This window comes from Pseudomonas sp. Pso3 (genome assembly GCF_055393275.1).
In genome coordinates this window covers 4,541,101-4,556,834 of record NZ_AP043687.1, presented here as the reverse complement: position 1 = coordinate 4,556,834, position 15,734 = coordinate 4,541,101, and the positions used below count along the sequence as shown (strand labels likewise).

Annotated in this window: 17 protein-coding genes; 10 read left to right on the top strand and 7 right to left on the bottom strand. The window is 68.2% G+C overall.

Annotation, left to right across the window (positions count from 1 at the left end):
- Window positions 1-33: 33 nt before the first annotated feature.
- Window positions 34-879, bottom strand: coding sequence for an EamA family transporter (locus tag ACZ5R1_RS21400; protein ID WP_464712674.1), 846 nt, complete (start codon window positions 877-879; stop codon window positions 34-36).
- Between the two features lie 127 nt (window positions 880-1,006).
- On the opposite strand from ACZ5R1_RS21400, the gene ACZ5R1_RS21395 reads away from it, so the two are divergent.
- Window positions 1,007-1,696, top strand: coding sequence for a YoaK family protein (locus ACZ5R1_RS21395; protein ID WP_464712673.1), 690 nt, complete (start codon window positions 1,007-1,009; stop codon window positions 1,694-1,696).
- Window positions 1,693-3,324 (top strand): ATP-binding response regulator, encoded by a 1,632-nt coding sequence (locus ACZ5R1_RS21390; protein WP_288405312.1) that lies wholly within the window; start codon window positions 1,693-1,695, stop codon window positions 3,322-3,324. The genes ACZ5R1_RS21395 and ACZ5R1_RS21390 overlap by 4 nt, the downstream gene beginning before the upstream one ends.
- Here ACZ5R1_RS21390 and ACZ5R1_RS21385 read toward each other — a convergent pair.
- Both ACZ5R1_RS21385 and ACZ5R1_RS21380 read right to left on the bottom strand, forming a co-directional pair.
- Window positions 3,317-3,958, bottom strand: coding sequence for a LuxR C-terminal-related transcriptional regulator (locus tag ACZ5R1_RS21385; RefSeq protein WP_027600685.1), 642 nt, complete (start codon window positions 3,956-3,958; stop codon window positions 3,317-3,319). The two genes, ACZ5R1_RS21390 and ACZ5R1_RS21385, sit on opposite strands and share 8 nt — an antisense overlap.
- Before the next feature lie 119 nt (window positions 3,959-4,077).
- Window positions 4,078-5,481 carry a NorM family multidrug efflux MATE transporter gene (locus tag ACZ5R1_RS21380; RefSeq protein WP_288405316.1) on the bottom strand — a complete coding sequence of 468 codons (1,404 nt, stop codon included), beginning with the start codon at window positions 5,479-5,481 and terminating at the stop codon, window positions 4,078-4,080.
- A gap of 105 nt (window positions 5,482-5,586) precedes the next feature.
- Here ACZ5R1_RS21380 and ACZ5R1_RS21375 point away from each other — a divergent pair, with 105 nt between their 5' ends.
- The 3 genes from ACZ5R1_RS21375 (at window position 5,587) to ACZ5R1_RS21365 (ending at window position 8,968) form a co-directional block, all read left to right on the top strand.
- A complete protein-coding gene (locus ACZ5R1_RS21375) occupies window positions 5,587-6,516 on the top strand; it encodes a LysR substrate-binding domain-containing protein (RefSeq protein ID WP_077171080.1) in 930 nt (309 codons plus the stop codon).
- A gap of 161 nt (window positions 6,517-6,677) precedes the next feature.
- Window positions 6,678-8,648 (top strand): methyl-accepting chemotaxis protein, encoded by a 1,971-nt coding sequence (locus ACZ5R1_RS21370; RefSeq protein WP_037006627.1) that lies wholly within the window; start codon window positions 6,678-6,680, stop codon window positions 8,646-8,648.
- Between the two features lie 128 nt (window positions 8,649-8,776).
- Complete coding sequence (locus tag ACZ5R1_RS21365; RefSeq protein ID WP_027597468.1) at window positions 8,777-8,968, top strand: hypothetical protein; 192 nt, start codon at window positions 8,777-8,779, stop codon at window positions 8,966-8,968.
- Here the strand turns inward: ACZ5R1_RS21365 and ACZ5R1_RS21360 are convergent.
- Both ACZ5R1_RS21360 and ACZ5R1_RS21355 read right to left on the bottom strand, forming a co-directional pair.
- Entirely contained in the window at window positions 8,965-10,455 is a 1,491-nt protein-coding gene (locus tag ACZ5R1_RS21360) for a YifB family Mg chelatase-like AAA ATPase (RefSeq protein ID WP_464712672.1), read from the bottom strand. The two genes, ACZ5R1_RS21365 and ACZ5R1_RS21360, sit on opposite strands and share 4 nt — an antisense overlap.
- Window positions 10,456-10,518: 63 nt before the next feature.
- Entirely contained in the window at window positions 10,519-10,818 is a 300-nt protein-coding gene (locus tag ACZ5R1_RS21355) for an accessory factor UbiK family protein (protein WP_027597470.1), read from the bottom strand.
- A gap of 393 nt (window positions 10,819-11,211) precedes the next feature.
- Here ACZ5R1_RS21355 and glnK point away from each other — a divergent pair, with 393 nt between their 5' ends.
- The 4 genes from glnK (at window position 11,212) to sutA (ending at window position 13,935) form a co-directional block, all read left to right on the top strand.
- On the top strand, window positions 11,212-11,550 hold the full coding sequence (gene glnK / locus ACZ5R1_RS21350) for a P-II family nitrogen regulator (protein WP_003096476.1): 339 nt from the start codon (window positions 11,212-11,214) through the stop codon (window positions 11,548-11,550).
- A gap of 48 nt (window positions 11,551-11,598) precedes the next feature.
- Window positions 11,599-12,939, top strand: a complete 1,341-nt coding sequence (locus ACZ5R1_RS21345; protein WP_027597471.1) for an ammonium transporter — start codon at window positions 11,599-11,601, stop codon at window positions 12,937-12,939.
- Window positions 12,940-13,111: 172 nt separating this feature from the next.
- Window positions 13,112-13,531: a secondary thiamine-phosphate synthase enzyme YjbQ gene (locus ACZ5R1_RS21340; protein ID WP_007159806.1), complete on the top strand. Its 420-nt coding sequence runs from the start codon at window positions 13,112-13,114 to the stop codon at window positions 13,529-13,531.
- 71 nt (window positions 13,532-13,602) lie between these two features.
- Window positions 13,603-13,935 carry a transcriptional regulator SutA gene (gene sutA / locus ACZ5R1_RS21335; RefSeq protein ID WP_007159805.1) on the top strand — a complete coding sequence of 111 codons (333 nt, stop codon included), beginning with the start codon at window positions 13,603-13,605 and terminating at the stop codon, window positions 13,933-13,935.
- A gap of 263 nt (window positions 13,936-14,198) precedes the next feature.
- On the opposite strand, the gene ACZ5R1_RS21330 is transcribed toward sutA, so the two are convergent.
- Window positions 14,199-14,534, bottom strand: coding sequence for a hypothetical protein (locus ACZ5R1_RS21330; protein ID WP_007159803.1), 336 nt, complete (start codon window positions 14,532-14,534; stop codon window positions 14,199-14,201).
- A gap of 210 nt (window positions 14,535-14,744) precedes the next feature.
- On the bottom strand, window positions 14,745-14,957 hold the full coding sequence (locus tag ACZ5R1_RS21325) for a hypothetical protein (protein WP_027597473.1): 213 nt from the start codon (window positions 14,955-14,957) through the stop codon (window positions 14,745-14,747).
- 305 nt (window positions 14,958-15,262) lie between these two features.
- Here ACZ5R1_RS21325 and ACZ5R1_RS21320 point away from each other — a divergent pair, with 305 nt between their 5' ends.
- Window positions 15,263-15,601 carry a cupin domain-containing protein gene (locus tag ACZ5R1_RS21320; protein ID WP_144960814.1) on the top strand — a complete coding sequence of 113 codons (339 nt, stop codon included), beginning with the start codon at window positions 15,263-15,265 and terminating at the stop codon, window positions 15,599-15,601.
- Window positions 15,602-15,734: the final 133 nt, after the last annotated feature.

Here is a 15,734-nt window from a genome sequence, read left to right as displayed (position 1 = left end):
AGGCACAGCTTAGCCGCTCCCCGGGCGCCCCGCTCAGGCCAGCTTGATCGCCACCACCCCGGCGACGATGGCCAGGCCGGCGCAGACGCGCCCCAGCGGCAGACTCTCGTGCAGCCAGAAGACCCCGATCAGCAGGGCGAACAGCACGCTGGTCTCGCGCAGCGCCGAGACCAGGCCGATGGGCGCCTGGGTGGTGGCAACGATCACCAGGCTGTAGGCCAGCATCGACATGACCCCGCCAGCCAGCCCGGCGCGCCAGTGCGGACCGAGGCCGGCAAAGGCCGAGCCGCCACGACTCAGGCGCAGCACCAGCGCGGCCACCACGCCGTTCACCGCGAACAGCCAGAGGGCATAGGCCACCGCATCATCGCTGGCGCGCGCGCCCAGGGCATCGGCCAGGGTGTAGGCGGCGATGAAGCTGCCGGTGGTGAAGGCGCAGACCAGCAACGCCAGGCTGGGCGGCGTGCCGCGCCGGGCCCCGAGCAGCGCCATCAGGGCGAGACCGGTCACCAGCAGGCCGAGGCCGAGCAGGGCGGGCGGCGACAGCACTTCGCCGAGGGCGAGAAAGGCCACCCCGCTGACCAGCAGCGGGGCGCTGCCGCGGGAGAGCGGATAGACCTGGCCCAGGTCGCCATAGCGATAGGCGCGGGCGAGAAAGGCGTTGTAGCCGATGTGCAGCAGGGCGGAGAGGGCGATCCAGGGCCAGGCCGCGGCCGCGGGCAGGGCCACGAAGGGCAGGGCCAGCAGGGCGGCGACGCCGGCGCCGATCTGGATCAGGCTGGCGGTGAGAAAGCGATCGAGGCCGATCTTGAGCAGGGCGTTCCAGCCGGCGTGCAGCAGGGCGGCGAGCAGTACCAGGGCGAACAGGGGCGTGGTCACGAGGCCTCCGGCCAGGCGGGTCCATCAGTCTAGCCCAGGGCGCCTTCCGGAGCGTCGCCCATGGCGTCGGGGCGCGTCACGTCGCACACTGATGGCCGTCTTTTTTCGCTCAGCCAGGATGGCTGCCATGCACACCTCTTCCCCCCTTCCACCCGCCGCTCTGCCGGTCGCGCCGCGCCACGGCGCGGTCGGCCTGGCGCTGGTCGCCGGCCTGTCGCTGCTGGCCGGCATGACCGATGCCATCGGCTTTCTCGCCACCGGCGATTTCGTCTCCTTCATGAGCGGTAATACCACCCGTCTAGCAGCCGAGGTGGCGGCAGGCCGCTGGGCTGCGGCGGGGCACCTGGCGCTGGCCATCGGCACCTTCGTGCTGGGCAATGCCGGCGGCGTACTGCTGCAACGGCTGACCCGCCAGCGCGCCTGCCTGCTGCTCGGCCTGCTGGCCCTGCTGCTGGCGCTGGCGGCCAGTCTGCCCCTGAGCCCGCTAGCGCTGCTGATCGGAGTGTTCGCCATGGGCATGGTCAATGCGGTGGTGGAGCAGGTCTATGGCCTGCCCATCGGCCTCACCTACGTCACCGGCGCCCTGTCGCGCTTCGGGCGCGGTCTGGGTCACTGGCTGCTGGGCGAGCGGCGACGCGGCTGGCGCATCCAGCTGGTGCCCTGGCTGGGCATGCTGCTCGGCGGGGTGCTCGGCGCTGCGCTGGAAGCGGGACTGGGCCTGGCGGCCTGGTACGCCAGCGCGGCCCTGGCCGCGACCCTGGCGGTGATCTTTCGCCTGATCCCGCGGGCCTGGCAACTGGGTTATCTGGCGTCATGAGCGCCGCGACCCAGACCCTGGGGGTCAGCGCCCGCGATCCCGAACTGGGCCAGGCCAAGGTTCGGCTGGCCTTCATCCTGCCGGCCTCGACCTACATCATTGGCGCCTGGGCCTGGGGGCTGTTCGACACCGCCATCCTGCTGGCCAACCTGCTCTGCTACGCCCTGTTCGCCGTGGCGGCCATCGGCCTGTTCGTCGAGGTCCGGCGGCGGCCGGGGGTCAAGCCCTGGCGACGGCTGCTGGCCATGAGTCTGGACTTCAGCGCCATCACCTTTTCCTCCATCACCAGCGGCGAGGCCCTGCTGCCGCTGTTCGGCGTGCTGCTCTGGGTCACGGTGGGCAATGGCCTGCGCTATGGACGTGGCTACCTGCTGCTGGCCACCGGACTGTCGCTGACCGCTCTCGCCGCCATCATTGCCGGGATGCCCTTCCTGCAGCGCTATCCGACGGTGGCCCTGATGATGCTGGTGACCGCGCTGCTGGTGCCCGGCTACGTGCATTTCCTGCTGACCCGCATCCAGGATTCGCTGTGCGAGACCCAGGCGGCCAACCTGGCCAAGGCGCGCTTCCTGGCGCAGGCCAGCCATGACCTGCGCCAGCCGATCCATTCCATCGGCCTGTTCACCGCCTGCCTGCGCGACGGCCAGCTGAGCGCCGATCAGGGCCGGCTGGTCGACAACATCGACCGCTCCCTGCTCGGCGTCGAGCAGCTGTTCCGCTCGCTGCTGGACATCTACACCCTCGATCAGCAGCAGGTCAGTCCGCGGCGCACGGTGGTGGACCTGGATACCCTGTTCGGCGACCTGGTGCGGCAGAATGCCGAGGCGGCGCGCTGGGCCGGGGTGGAGATCCGCTGGCGCGCCTGTGGGCTGCAGGTCTACAGCGACCCGGCGCTGCTGCTCACCTCGCTGCAGAATCTGCTGTCCAACGCCCTCAAGTACGCCCCGGGCAAACCTCTGCTGCTGGCGGTGCGCCGGCGCCAGGGCCAGCTCGCCCTGGTTGTCTACGACCAGGGACCGGGCATCGCCGCCGAGCACCTGCCGCACCTGTGCGAGGAGTTCTACCGGGTGCGGGAGACGCGCGATCGCGACATCGAGGGCGTCGGCCTGGGGCTGTCCATCGTGCAGCGCATCGCCACCCTGCTCGATCTGCAGCTGACCATCCGTTCGCGCCCCGGCCGCGGTACCGCGGTCAGGCTCCAGGGCCTGCCGCTGGCCACCTTGCCGCTGGAAGCGCGGCCACGGCCGGTGAACGGCCCCCAGCACCTGCTCGCCGGTTGGCGGGTGCTGCTCATCGAGGACGATGCCAACGTGCTGCTGGCCACCGCGACCCTGCTGCGCAGCTGGGGTTGCGAGGTCACCACCGCCACCAGCATCCCCGCCGGCGCCGTGAGTTGCGACCTGGTGATCACCGATTTCGATCTGGATCGCAGTGCCTCGGGCGCCGACTGCATCGCCTATCTCAATCGGCTGCAGGGGCGGCGCATCCCGGCCATCGTGGTGACCGGGCACGACATTCCCCAGGTCCAGCAGGCGCTGGGCGACGCCGAGATCCCGGTGCTGGCCAAGCCGGTGCGACCGGCGGAATTGCGCGCCCTGCTGCTGGCCTTTCGCGTCGCGGCTAGCTGAGCGAGCGCTGGGCGCCGAGGCCGGCCTTGGCGCCAAAGGCGGCCGCCGCCGCGCGGGTGCCGACGCCCAGGGTGCGCAGCAGCGCGGAAACATGGATGCGCACGGTAAAGGGCGAGATGGCCAGGATCCGGGCGATCTCCTTGTTGCTCAGGCCCTGGGTGATCAGGCCGAGCACCTCCAGCTGCCGCGGCGTCAGCGCCTGCAGCCGGTGGTCGGGCGCCAGACTGGCCGGAGCCAGATTCGGCATGGCATAGCGCACCACCGGTTGTCCGGCGAGGCAGTCGGCGATCGCCTCGGCCATGGCCGCTGGCGGCAGCGCCTTGCCGATGAAGCCATCCACGCCCGCCGCCAGGATATGCTCGATCACCGTGGCGTCTTCCAGCATCGAGACCACGATCAGGGTGCTGCGCTTGAATTCCTGGCGCAGGGCGCGCAGCGAAAAGCTCAGGTCCTGGCCAGGATAGAGCAGGTCCAGCAGCAGCCCACTGGGCGGCTCGCCCTGGCGTGCCAGTTCCAGGACCTGTTGCAGACTATCGGCCTGCTCCACCTGCGCCTGCGGCTGCAGCTGGCGCAGGATGCGCACCAGGCCTTCACGAAACAGCGGATGGTCGTCGGCGACGATGAAACGTTGCATCTCTGGCTATCCTGGGGGCCCTGGACACCGGGCGCTACGCCGGGGTGGCCCAAAGCGTCTAGTCTAGCGCAGGCCCCAAGGGCGGACCACTTGGTAAAACGCTTGGGCCGCCGCAGCGCTCAGCCGTCTTGCGCCAGGCCACGCGGCGCGGCCAGCGGCTCCGGCAGGTCCTGCACGGCACCTGCGCCCAACTGCCGCCGCATCAGCCACTCGAAGGCGCCGGTCAGCAGCAGCGCCGCACAGGCCAGGCCGAATGCCAGGCCCCACCAGACGCCATGGGGGCCGATACCCAAGCGGACGCCCAGCAGCCAGGCGCCACTGGCGCCGATCAGGCAGTAGCAGAGCAAGCCGCCGTAGAAACCCAGGCGCGCCTGGCGGATGCCGCGCAGTGCCCCTTGGGCGATGCTCTGGGTGCCATCGAAGATGACGAACACCGCCGCGATCAGCACCAGCTGCCGTGCCAGCTCACTGACCGGGCTGTGGCCATCCGGCAGAAACAACCCCACCAGCCAGGTGGGAAAGCTCCAGAACAGCAGGGCGATGCCCAGCATCACCACCGCGCCGCCGCCGATGGCCAGCCGCCCCACCAGCAGGGCTTCGCGCGGCCGCCCGGCGCCCTGGTGCTGGCCGATACGGATGCTGGTGGCGTAGGAGAGGCCGGCTGGCAACATGAACACCAGATACACCAGCTGATTGGCGATCTGATGGGCCGCCAGGGCGGTGGCGCCGAGGGCGCCCATGCACAGCGCCGCGGAGAGGAACAGGCAGGCTTCCACCGCATAGGTACCGCTGATCGCCAGGCCCTGGCCGAGGGTGTCGGCGAGGGCACGACGATCCGGGCGGCGCAGATAGCGGCGCAGGGGATAGGCGGCATAGGCCGGATGGCGGGCGATATACAGCGCCAGGCCCAGGGCCGCGCCATTCATCACCACCGCGGTCACCGCGCCGATGCCCGGCAGCCCGGGTTGCGGCAGGCCGCCCCAGCCGTGCAGCAGCGCCAGGTTGAACAGGGCATTGAGCACCGCCGCGCCGAGCACGATGGTCAGTACCGGTCCGGGGCGCTCCAGGGCGCTGGTGAAACCCCGCAGGGTCATGAACAGCAGATGGCCGGGCAGGGCGAAGGCCAGGCAGCGCAGGAAGACGCCGGCCGCCTGGCGACTCTCTTCCGGCTGGCCGGCCAGGGCCAGCAATGGCTCGATATGCCACAGCAGGGTGCCGGCCAGCAGTGCCAGCACCGCGGCGATCCAGATCCCGGCCGCCGTCACCGCCGCCACGCCCTCGGTATCGCCCGCGCCCCGGCGCAAGGCCGCCAGGTTGGCCACTGCGGTGATCACCCCCACGCAGATCACCGAGACGAAGGAATAGACCGCCGCCCCCAGGCCGCCACCGGCCAGGGCGGCCGGGCCCAGGCGGCCCATCATCAGGGTGTCGGTGAAGACCATGGCCACATAGGCCAGCTGCGCACCGATCAGGGGCAGGGCGAGGCGCAACAGCGCGAGCAACTCGTGACGCGGCAGAGACATGGGTGGATCTCGCTGAGCAGGGCCGACTTTGACAAGAACTCATTGTTGGATGCGGTCGCGCCTTCCACAATCGGAAAATAGCCATGCCATCCATGAGTCAGAGTCATGCCCGACGTCCCCTCGCGGCTGCCGCCGCTGTATGCCCTGCGCGCCTTCGAGGCCGCCGCTCGCCATGGCTCCTTTACCCGCGCGGCTCAGGAGTTGTCGCTGACCCAGAGTGCGGTCAGTCGCCATGTGCGGACGCTGGAAGAGACCTTTGGCTGCCGCCTGTTCGAGCGCGCCGGCCGTCAGCTGGCGCTGACCGAGCCCGGCAAGCTGCTCCTGCCGGGCCTGAGCGAGGGCTTCGAGGCGCTGGCGCGGGCCTGCGGCAATCTCGCCGTGGCCGAGGGCACCCTGAGACTCAAGGCGCCTACCACCCTGTCGCTGCGCTGGCTGCTGGCGCGGCTGGCGCGCTTTCGCCAGCTCAGTCCGCAACTGGACATCCAGCTCACCAGCGTCTGGATGGCCAGCGACCGGGTCGACTTCGTCCACGAGCCCTTCGATTGCGCGGTGCTGCTCGGTGATGGCCGCTTCCCGGCGGACTGGGAGGTGGTGCCGCTGTTCGAGGAGTGGCTGGTGCCGGTCTGCTCGCCGGCCGCCGCGCGTGAAGGCGTCTGGGACCCGGCGCGCCTGCAGCGCGAAGAGCTGCTGCATCCCACCTTCGACCGCCGCGACTGGCGCCGCTGGCTGCAGGCCATGGGCCTGACCCAGGCGGTGCCCCTGACGGGTGGCCAGGTGTTCGACACCCTGGAGCTGGGCATGGCCGCTGCCGCGCGGGGCTACGGGGTGTCCATCGGCGATCTGGTGATGCTGGCCGAAGACGTGGCGGCCGGACTCATCGCCTTGCCCTGGCCCGAGGCGGTGGCCAGCGGCGATGCCTATTACCTGGTCTGGCCGCGCAATCGCCGGGGGCAGGCGCGCTTTCGCCAGCTGGCTGACTTCTTGCAGCGCGAAGTGGCGTCCCAGAGCCTTCCGGAGGTCATTCGCCATAAATAAGGCGCCAGACTGCTGTCATTGGCTTTAGTTCATCGTACCTCTGCCGATAAGATAACAGTTAACCCCTAAGAAGACCGCCCTAGAGCGGTCGGTCGCCTGATATAGCCCTTGCCCTCAAATTCGTACTGCCCTACAGGGATGTAGGCGCTTTGGAGCCCCCTATGGTCATTTCCCCGCGTCGTAGTATCGCCCGACAACTTGCCTTGGCCCTCAGTCTGGTACTGATTGTCGTGATCGCCGGCAGTTGTCTGTTCGCCCTCCATGCCCTGAGCGTGTCCATCGAAGGCACCCAGCGCAAGCACCTGGGCAGCGAGGCCCGACTGCTCTCCGATCAGCAGCAGACCTTTCTCAGCACCCTGAAGATCAGCACCCAGCGCCTGGCCAACCTGTTCGAGCGCCGCTTCGATGGCGGCCTGAGCCTGGCCGGCGAGCGACTGCCCCTGGGCAGCGCCACGGCCCCCGCGCTGCTGTTCGCCGGTCAGGCGCTGAACAGCGACTTCAGCCAGGTCGACGACTTCACCCGGCTGACCGGTGGCGTCGCCACCATCTTCGTGCGCGATGGCGACGACTTCACCCGTATCACCACCTCGCTGAAGAAGCAGGACGGCAGCCGCGCCATCGGTACCCAGCTCGATCGCAAGCACCCGGCCTATGCCGGTCTGCTGCAGGGCCAGAACTACGTCGGGCGCGCCCAGTTGTTCGGGCGCTCCTACATGACCCAGTACACCCCGGTCCGCGACGGCGCCGGCAAGGTCATCGCCGTGCTCTTCGTCGGCTTCGACTACACCGACGCCCAGGCCCAGCAAATGGCCCAGCTGACCCAGCTGCGCATCGGCGAGACCGGCTCCCTGGCCCTGCTCGACGAGCAGGGCAACTGGCTGGTGCCGCCGGCCAATGCCAAGCAGGCCAACGAGCTCCTCGCCGCCCTCAAGAACGATCCCAAGCAGCACGAACACACCTGGCAGGACGGCAACGAGGACTTCCTCAGCGTCAGCGCGCCGGTCGCCGGCGAAGGCTGGACCGTGGTCGCCACCCTGCCCAAGGCCGAGCTGGACGCGCCGGTGCACGCCGTGGGCCTGCGCCTGGCCATCGGCAGCCTGATCGCCCTGGTGCTGGCGGTACTCGCCTCGGTCGTCCTGTTGCGCCACAAGCTGAAGCCGCTGGGCCAGCTGGTGGAGCGGGCCCAGGCACTGGGTCGCGGTCAACTCAGCGTGCGGGTCGAGGCGCGCAGCCACGACGAGATCGGCGAACTCGCCCGGAGCTTCAACCAGATGGCCGATGCCCTGGCCTCCACCGTCGAGCAGGTCCGTGGCTCTTCGCGCGCGGTCACCGAGCGCTCCCAGCAACTGAGCCAGCTGTCCGACCAGACCCTGAGACGCTCCGCCGAGCAGTCCAGCCAGATCGACAGCATGGCCAGCGCCGTGGAGGAATTCAGCGCCACCGCCCAGAACATCGCCGACGGCATGCAGCGCACCGAGCGTCTGGTGCAGGAAAACGCCCAGCAGACCCGCACCGGTACCCAGGCCATGCAGGGCGCCTCGGGCGCCCTGGAGCAGATCGCCGATTCCCTGGCCAGCACCGCCGAACTCATCAAGGGCCTGGACGGCCGCTCCCAGCAGATTGGCGGCATCATCGGCGTTATCAGCGGGATCGCCGAGCAGACCAACCTGCTGGCGCTCAACGCCGCCATCGAAGCCGCGCGGGCCGGTGAGCAGGGCCGCGGCTTTGCCGTGGTCGCCGACGAAGTCCGGCAGCTGGCCGGTCGCACCAGCGAAGCCACCCGCGAGATCTCGCAGATGATCGGCGCGGTGCAGGGCGAGACCCAGCGCGCCATGGGCGCCATCGATGAAGGCAATCGCCTCATGGAGCAGGGCCTGGCGCGCAACGCCGACGTGGCCCAGGCGCTGCGCAGCATCGACCAGCAGGTCGCCGAGGCGGTGGAGCAATTCTCCGGCATCGCCCAGGCCACCGCCGAGCAGAGCACCACCGCCACCGCCCTGAGCCGCAACATCCAGGCGATCGCCGTGGACAACGCCGCTCAGCGCGATGCCGCCGAGGTGCTGGCCGGTACCGCGGGCGAGCTGCGTCATCTGGCGGAAGACCTGAGCGCCGAAGTAGGGCGCTTCAGCTGACCGGACCTTTCCGGCAGCAGCGAAAGGGAGGCTCAGGCCTCCCTTTTTCATTCCTGCGCACCTTGGCCCTTGCCTGGCCGCAATACTCTGACTACTGTATGCAAATACAGTATAAGAGGAGGGGTGTCATGGGCGTATCCAACGAGGCGGTGCAGGCTGTCGAACGCATGCTGACCACGCTGCGGGCGGAGCGGGACGACTATCGCGAGCTGGCCCACCAGTGGCGGGCCATGTGCTTCGAGCTGGCGCAGGAAAACCAGGCGTTGCGCGATCGCCTGCAGGAGCCGCCACGCCACTACGGCCCGCCTGCCGGCGCCTAGTGACTCGCCCGATACTGCAGGGCTTCCGCCAGCTGCGGTCGCTGGATCTCGTCCTCGCCGGCGAGATCGGCCAGGGTACGGGCCACCTTGACCACCCGGTGCAGGGCGCGCAGGGACAGGTTCAGGCGTTCCCCCGCACCTTCCAGCCAGCGCTGATCGGCCTCGCCAAGGGCACAGACCTGGTGCAGCTGATCGAGACCGAGCAGGGCGTTGGGGCGACCCTGGCGCGCCAGCTGGAGGGCGCGGGCGTCGGCCACCTGGCGTGCGACCTCCGCCGTGGTGAGTTCGCTGACCACTGAAGCGCCCAGGCGCAGGTGCTCGCGGGCCACGGTCAGGTGCAGGTCGATACGGTCCAGCAACGGACCGGAGAGCTTGCCGCGATAGCGCTGGATCTGCTCCGGGCTGCAGCGACAGCGGCCGCTGGGATCGCCCAGATAGCCGCAGGGGCAGGGATTCATCGCCGCCACCAGCTGGAAGCGCGCCGGAAAGCGCACCCGCTCCCGCGCCCGGGCGATGACGATCTCGCCACTCTCCAGGGGCTCGCGCAGCACCTCCAGCACCTTGCGATCGAATTCCGGCAACTCGTCGAGAAACAGCACCCCGCGGTGGGCCAGGGTGATCTCGCCGGGACCGGGACGGCTGCCACCGCCCACCAGCGCCGGACCGGACGCCGAATGATGCGGCTGGCGAAAGGGTCGCTGCGGCCAGTGTTCAAGCGGCTCGGGGCCGGCCACCGAATGGATGGCGGCCACCTGCAGCGCCTCTTCTTCGTCCAGGGGCGGCAGCAGTCCCGGCAGGCGACTGGCGAGCAGCGTCTTGCCGGTTCCCGGTGGGCCGGCCAGCAGCAGGTTGTGGGCACCGGCCGCGGCCACCACCAGGGCGCGCTTGGCCGCCTGCTGGCCCTGGACCTCGGCGAGATCGGGATAGGGCAGCGGGGTGCGCAGCAGGCCGCTGGGCTGATAGGGGGCCAGTACGGCCTGGCCACTCAGGTGACCGGCGAATTCCAGCAGGTGATCGACCGCCAGCACCCTGAGGCCACTGGCCAGGCAGGCTTCCTCGGCATTGGCGCAGGGCACCACCAGGATCCGCCCGGCGGCCCGGGCCGCCAGCGCTGCGGGTAGCACGCCGCGCACCGCCCGCACCGCGCCCGACAGGGCCAGTTCACCCAGGCACTCGTAGCCGTCGAGGCCCTGTGCCGGCAACTGCCCGCTGGCGGCGAGGATGCCGATGGCCAGGGCCAGATCGAAACGCCCGCCGTCCTTGGGCAGGTCGGCGGGCGCGAGATTGAGGGTGATGCGGCGACTGGGGAATTCGAAGCCGGCATTAAGGATGGCGCTGCGCACCCGATCCTTGGCTTCGCGAACGGCGGTTTCCGGCAGCCCGACCAGGGTGAGGGCGGGCAGGCCGTTGGCCAGGTGCGCCTCGACGACCACCGGCGGCGCTTCCACGCCCACCTGGGCGCGGGTATGAACGAGGGCAAGCGACATGATCTCTCCTTGATCGTGATTCGCCAGACTCAGGGCTGCACCATCCTGGCGCGCCCTTGGGGATCAGTCGGCGGGCGCGACGTCCGTGGCCGGGGTAACCGGCGGCTTGACCTCGGCGGTTTGCGGCTTTTCCAGCTCGGTGAGGCGCGCTTCGAGGGCTTCCAGGCGCGCACGGGTGCGGGCCAGCACGGCCATCTGGGCATCGAATTCGTCGCGGCTGACCACATCGAGTTTGCTCAGGGCGCCTTGCAGCAGTGCCTTGAACTGGCTTTCGATCTCGGCCTTGGGCAGCGGCGAGTCCTGACCGAACAGCCGGCTGGCCTGCTGAGTCAGGGAATCGAACAGCGAACGGGTCGTGGACATGGTTATCCCCTGCAATGGATCAAAGCTCGAGTGTAGCACAGCGGGCTTCCGGCCCTCCGGCAGCGGCCTTGCACTGCTTTGGTGCCTGACCCGGCCCAGAGCTGTTCGCTGTTGGTGCAAAAGCCTGCCCGCAGGGCCAGGTCCTGCCCCTTCAGGAGGCGCGCCAGCCGGGCTGGCGCTCGAAATCCGTACGCCTTCACAAACCTGGCAAGCTTTCTGCTACTGCCGATGCAGAGACGGGCGTCAGAGGGCGCCTGGGGTGGAGGCGCGCTCTAGCCGCTTCTGCCGTGACCGCGGCGATTACCACGCCAACGGTTAAACAGACGGTCACTGCGCTAGACTTGGACCGGGGTTTGTTTTCCTGGGGCCAGTCAACTCAATCGGGAGAAGTTCATGAAACTAGTCACCGCCATCATCAAGCCGTTCAAGCTCGACGACGTGCGTGAGTCGCTGTCCGAGATCGGTGTGCAAGGCATCACCGTTACCGAGGTCAAGGGCTTCGGCCGTCAGAAGGGCCATACCGAGCTCTATCGCGGCGCCGAATATGTCGTCGACTTCCTGCCCAAGGTCAAGATCGACGTCGCCATCGCCGACGATCAGCTCGACCGCGTCATCGAGGCCATCACCAAGGCCGCCAACACCGGCAAGATCGGTGACGGCAAGATCTTCGTGGTGAATCTCGAACAGGCCATCCGCATCCGCACCGGCGAAACCGACACAGACGCCATCTGACGCCTTAACCGACCGCCCAACCCCACACGAGCCCCAGGAGAAACAACGATGACTCTGCGCACCTACGCAGGGCTAGGAGCCCTCATGTCTTTCGTAGCGCTGCCGGGCCTGGCCATGGCCCAGGAAGCGGCTGCGGCACCAGCCATCAACAGCGGGGATACGGCCTGGATGCTGGTCTCGACGGCCCTGGTGCTGTTCATGACCATCCCGGGTCTCGCGCTGTTCTACGGCGGCATGGTGCGTGCCAAGAACGTCCTCTCGGTGATGATGCAGTGCTTCGCCATCACCGGTCTCGTCAGCATCCTGTGGATGGTCTACGGCTACAGCCTGGCCTTCGACACCACCGGCATGGAGAAGGGCGTCACCAACTTCAATTCCTTCATCGGCGGTCTGGGCAAGGCCTTCCTGTCCAGCCTGCAGCATGATGCCGTGACCTCGGCCACCGCCCTGTTCCCGGAAAGCGTCTTCGTCACCTTCCAGATGACCTTCGCCATCATCACCCCGGCGCTGATCGTCGGTGCCTTCGCCGAGCGCATGAAGTTCTCCGCCATGCTGGTCTTCACCGGCCTGTGGTTCACCTTCGTCTACGCCCCCATCGCCCACATGGTCTGGAGCGGCGACGGCGGCCTGATGTGGGACTGGGGCGTGCTGGACTTCGCTGGCGGCACCGTAGTGCACATCAACGCTGGTGTGGCCGGTCTGGTCGCGGCCCTGGTCCTGGGCAAGCGCAAGGGCTATCCCACCACTCCCATGGCGCCGCACAACCTGGGCTACACCCTGGTCGGTGCCGCGATGCTGTGGGTCGGCTGGTTCGGCTTCAACGCCGGTTCCGCCGCCGCCGCCAACGGCACCGCCGGCATGGCCATGCTGACCACCCAGATCGCCACCGCAGCTGCCGCCCTGGGCTGGATGTTCGCCGAGTGGATCACCCACGGTAAGCCGAGCGCCCTGGGCATCGCTTCCGGCGTGGTCGCCGGTCTGGTCGCCATCACCCCGGCCGCCGGTACCGCCGGCCCCATGGGCGCCCTGATCATCGGCCTGGCCGCTGGCGTGATCTGCTTCTTCACCGCCACCAGCCTCAAGCGCAAGCTCGGCTACGACGACTCCCTGGACGCCTTTGGCGTGCACGGCATCGGTGGCATCGTCGGCGCCCTGCTGACCGGTGTCTTCGCCGCTCCGTCCCTGGGTGGCTTCGGCACCGTTACCGACATCGGCGCCCAGCTGTTCATCCAGTTCAAGGGCGTGGCCTTCACCATCGTCTACACCGGCATCGTCACCTTCGTGATCCTCAAGGTGCTGGACGTGGTCATGGGTCTGAGAGTCAACGAAGAAGAGGAAACCGTGGGTCTGGACCTCACCCTGCACAACGAGCGTGGCTACAACCTGTAAGCCACCACTCTGGAAAAAGGCGCCGCGAGGCGCCTTTTTCATGTCCGCCATACGGCTGGAACAACCGCCATCCTGCTGTGTCTAGACTGCACGCAAGCGGTGTGCAATCACCGCTTTGCTTTTCCGATCGTCGCGCTAGAATGCGCGCCCAGTCAGTCGGCGGGGGTTGTTCATGTGGCTGCAGCGGAGCTTTTCCCTGCGCGCGCGGGCGCGTGGTTTCCATCTCGTCACCGCTGAGGTGCTGGAGCAGCTGCCCGAGCTTGGCGAGTGCCGGATCGGCCTGCTGCACCTCTGGCTGCAGCACACCTCGGCCTCGCTGACCATCAACGAGAATGCCGATGGGGCGGTACGCCGCGACTTCGAGCGGTTCTTCAACCAGCTGGTGCCCCAGGGACAGGCCGGTTACGAACACGACTATGAAGGGCCGGACGACCTGCCTGCGCATTTCAAGAGCAGTCTGCTCGGCTGCAGCCTGAGTCTGCCGGTCCAGGCGGGTCGCCTGGCCCTGGGAACCTGGCAGGGCATCTACCTGGGCGAGCATCGCGACCAGGGTGGCGCACGGCGACTGATCGCGACGCTGCAGGGCGAATAGCCAGGAATTTTTTTTAGGAGGCCGCGTCAAAACGCGCGGTCCGATTTTGCCAAAGTGTGTGGAGGCGGTTTATGAGCGACGAAGATCTGGAGCAGGACGACCTGGAGACAGGCGCGGAAGAAGAGGGCGATAACGAAGACTTCGCTGCCGCAACCGACGACGCCGAGCAAGAGGAAAGCGGGGACAGCGAAGCGCCCGCGTCCGGGAGCAAGGCCAAGAAGAAGCGTGAAGCCGAGCCCGAGGAATTGCCTTCGGTGGAAGCCAAGCAGCGCGAGCGGGATGCGTTGGAAAAGGCCATGCAGGACTTTCTGGCCCGCGGTGGCAAGGTGCAGGAAATCGACGCCAATGTGGTCGCCGATCCGCCGAAGAAGCCCGACAGCAAATATGGCAGTCGTCCCATCTAGGACCGTGCCATACCGCCTTCGAAACCCCGCCTCGGCGGGGTTTCGTCTATCTGGCGATCACAACAGCGCCATCACCATGATGAAGCCGGTGAAGGCTGCAGCCATGGTCGCAAGGCAAGCCATGCAGATTACATCATCTCTCTCATACATGTTGGCAGCGCCCTAAAGCCTAATGGGTGATGGCATTCTGCTCCTCTGGCAAACATCTCCCTGTGTGGCTCATCGCAAAAGGCCATCATCTCGCCGTCGTGATGCCAAGCAGTTCACCAATGGCGCGGGGGCCCGTAATAGGGACGGGGTTCATAGGCCGGCTGGTAGGGGTAGTAGCCCGGTGGCGCCGGCCGCCAATGGGGCGCGGCATAGCCGGGCTGCGGATAGGGCTGGTAATAGCTGTAGGGATAGCGATCCCTGCGGTAATAGGGGTGGTGCCGGTGATGCCGTCGAAATTCGCCCGCCGGCAGGAATTCGCCGCCCTCGGCGACGGCTGCGGGGCCGCCTGCCCAAGGTTGCCCACGCTCGGGGCCCTCGTAGGCGGCGGCCAGGCCGCTGGCGGTCAGGGTGGCGGTCAACAGCAGAATCAACGACGCTCGCGATGCCATGGTGCTCTCCTCGCGGCGCTCGATGGGCCGCGTCACCATGAAACACCTTTGGCGGTCAGCGGACGTCAGGCCAAGTAAAGGTCTGGTAAGGCCGCCCGTGGGCTCAGGCCCAGTCCAGGCCCTGCATGCCCACGGCGACGATGAGCGCCATGGCCAGCAGGCCGATGCCGCACATCAGGATGGTCAACTCCAGTTGATCCAGGCGCCGCTTCATCCCTGCCACCAGTGCCATAGGGTAAAGCCGATCAGCGCCATGACCAGGCTGAGAAACAACCGGTTCAACCAGAGGCTGACGCCACTCAGGAGTCTGAGCCAGAAGGGTGCGGCGGGCTCGACGGCGCGCGGGTCGGGTTGAGCGGCGGCGTCCTGGGGGAGAGCGCCGGGCAGAGCGGGAGCGACGAGGGGAAGCGAGGGAATGGGCATGCAGCGAGCGCCTCCGTGCGCCTGGTGCGAAGTCCGACTGACCACAGCGGTCAGCCAAGGTCGAGCGGCACCCTGGACGGGCTGCCACTGCTGCGATCGATCATCGCCGAAATCCCCTGCAGCCGGGAAACGACCTCCTGAAACCGTCGGGCGGATCGCACTCCTGACCGCAAATAGCCGCGGACCCGGTGGCCTGGCCGCGGGCTCCGAGTGCGGAGGAGCCCTGCGCGGCTTGAGCGCCCGTGCGGACCGGTGCAGGCTGGATGACCTCGGCGCCCTGGCGCCAGCCCCGGAGGGAAAACGTCATGAGCAATCTGTTTCGCGACCTGCCCGATGCCTCTGTGGCGGAGGTGTTCACGGCCCTGCTGGAGCGGCCCGGCTGTCGTATAGAGCGGATCGTCTCCCAGGGCCAGACGACGCCGGCAGCGGCGCCCTGGCGGCAGGCCCATGAGGAATGGGTGCTGCTGCTGAAGGGCGCCGCGCGGATCGCCCTGGAGGGGCGGGAGGTGGCACTCGAACCGGGCGATACGCTGTTCATCCCGGCTGATGTCGAGCACTGGGTGACCTACACCGATCCCGCGGTCGCCACGGTGTGGTTGGCGATCCATCTCGGTGCGGTGGACGAGGCTTCAGCACCCGCGTGAGCAGGGCGGCACCGAACTCTTCAGACCAGGCGCCCGCAGCGCGAGTCGTTGCAAAGACGTCCTGAGCGGCAGGGAAGGGACGCGCCCGGGGTTTGGACGCGAGCGGGTAGGAATCGCAGGCACAAAAAAACCG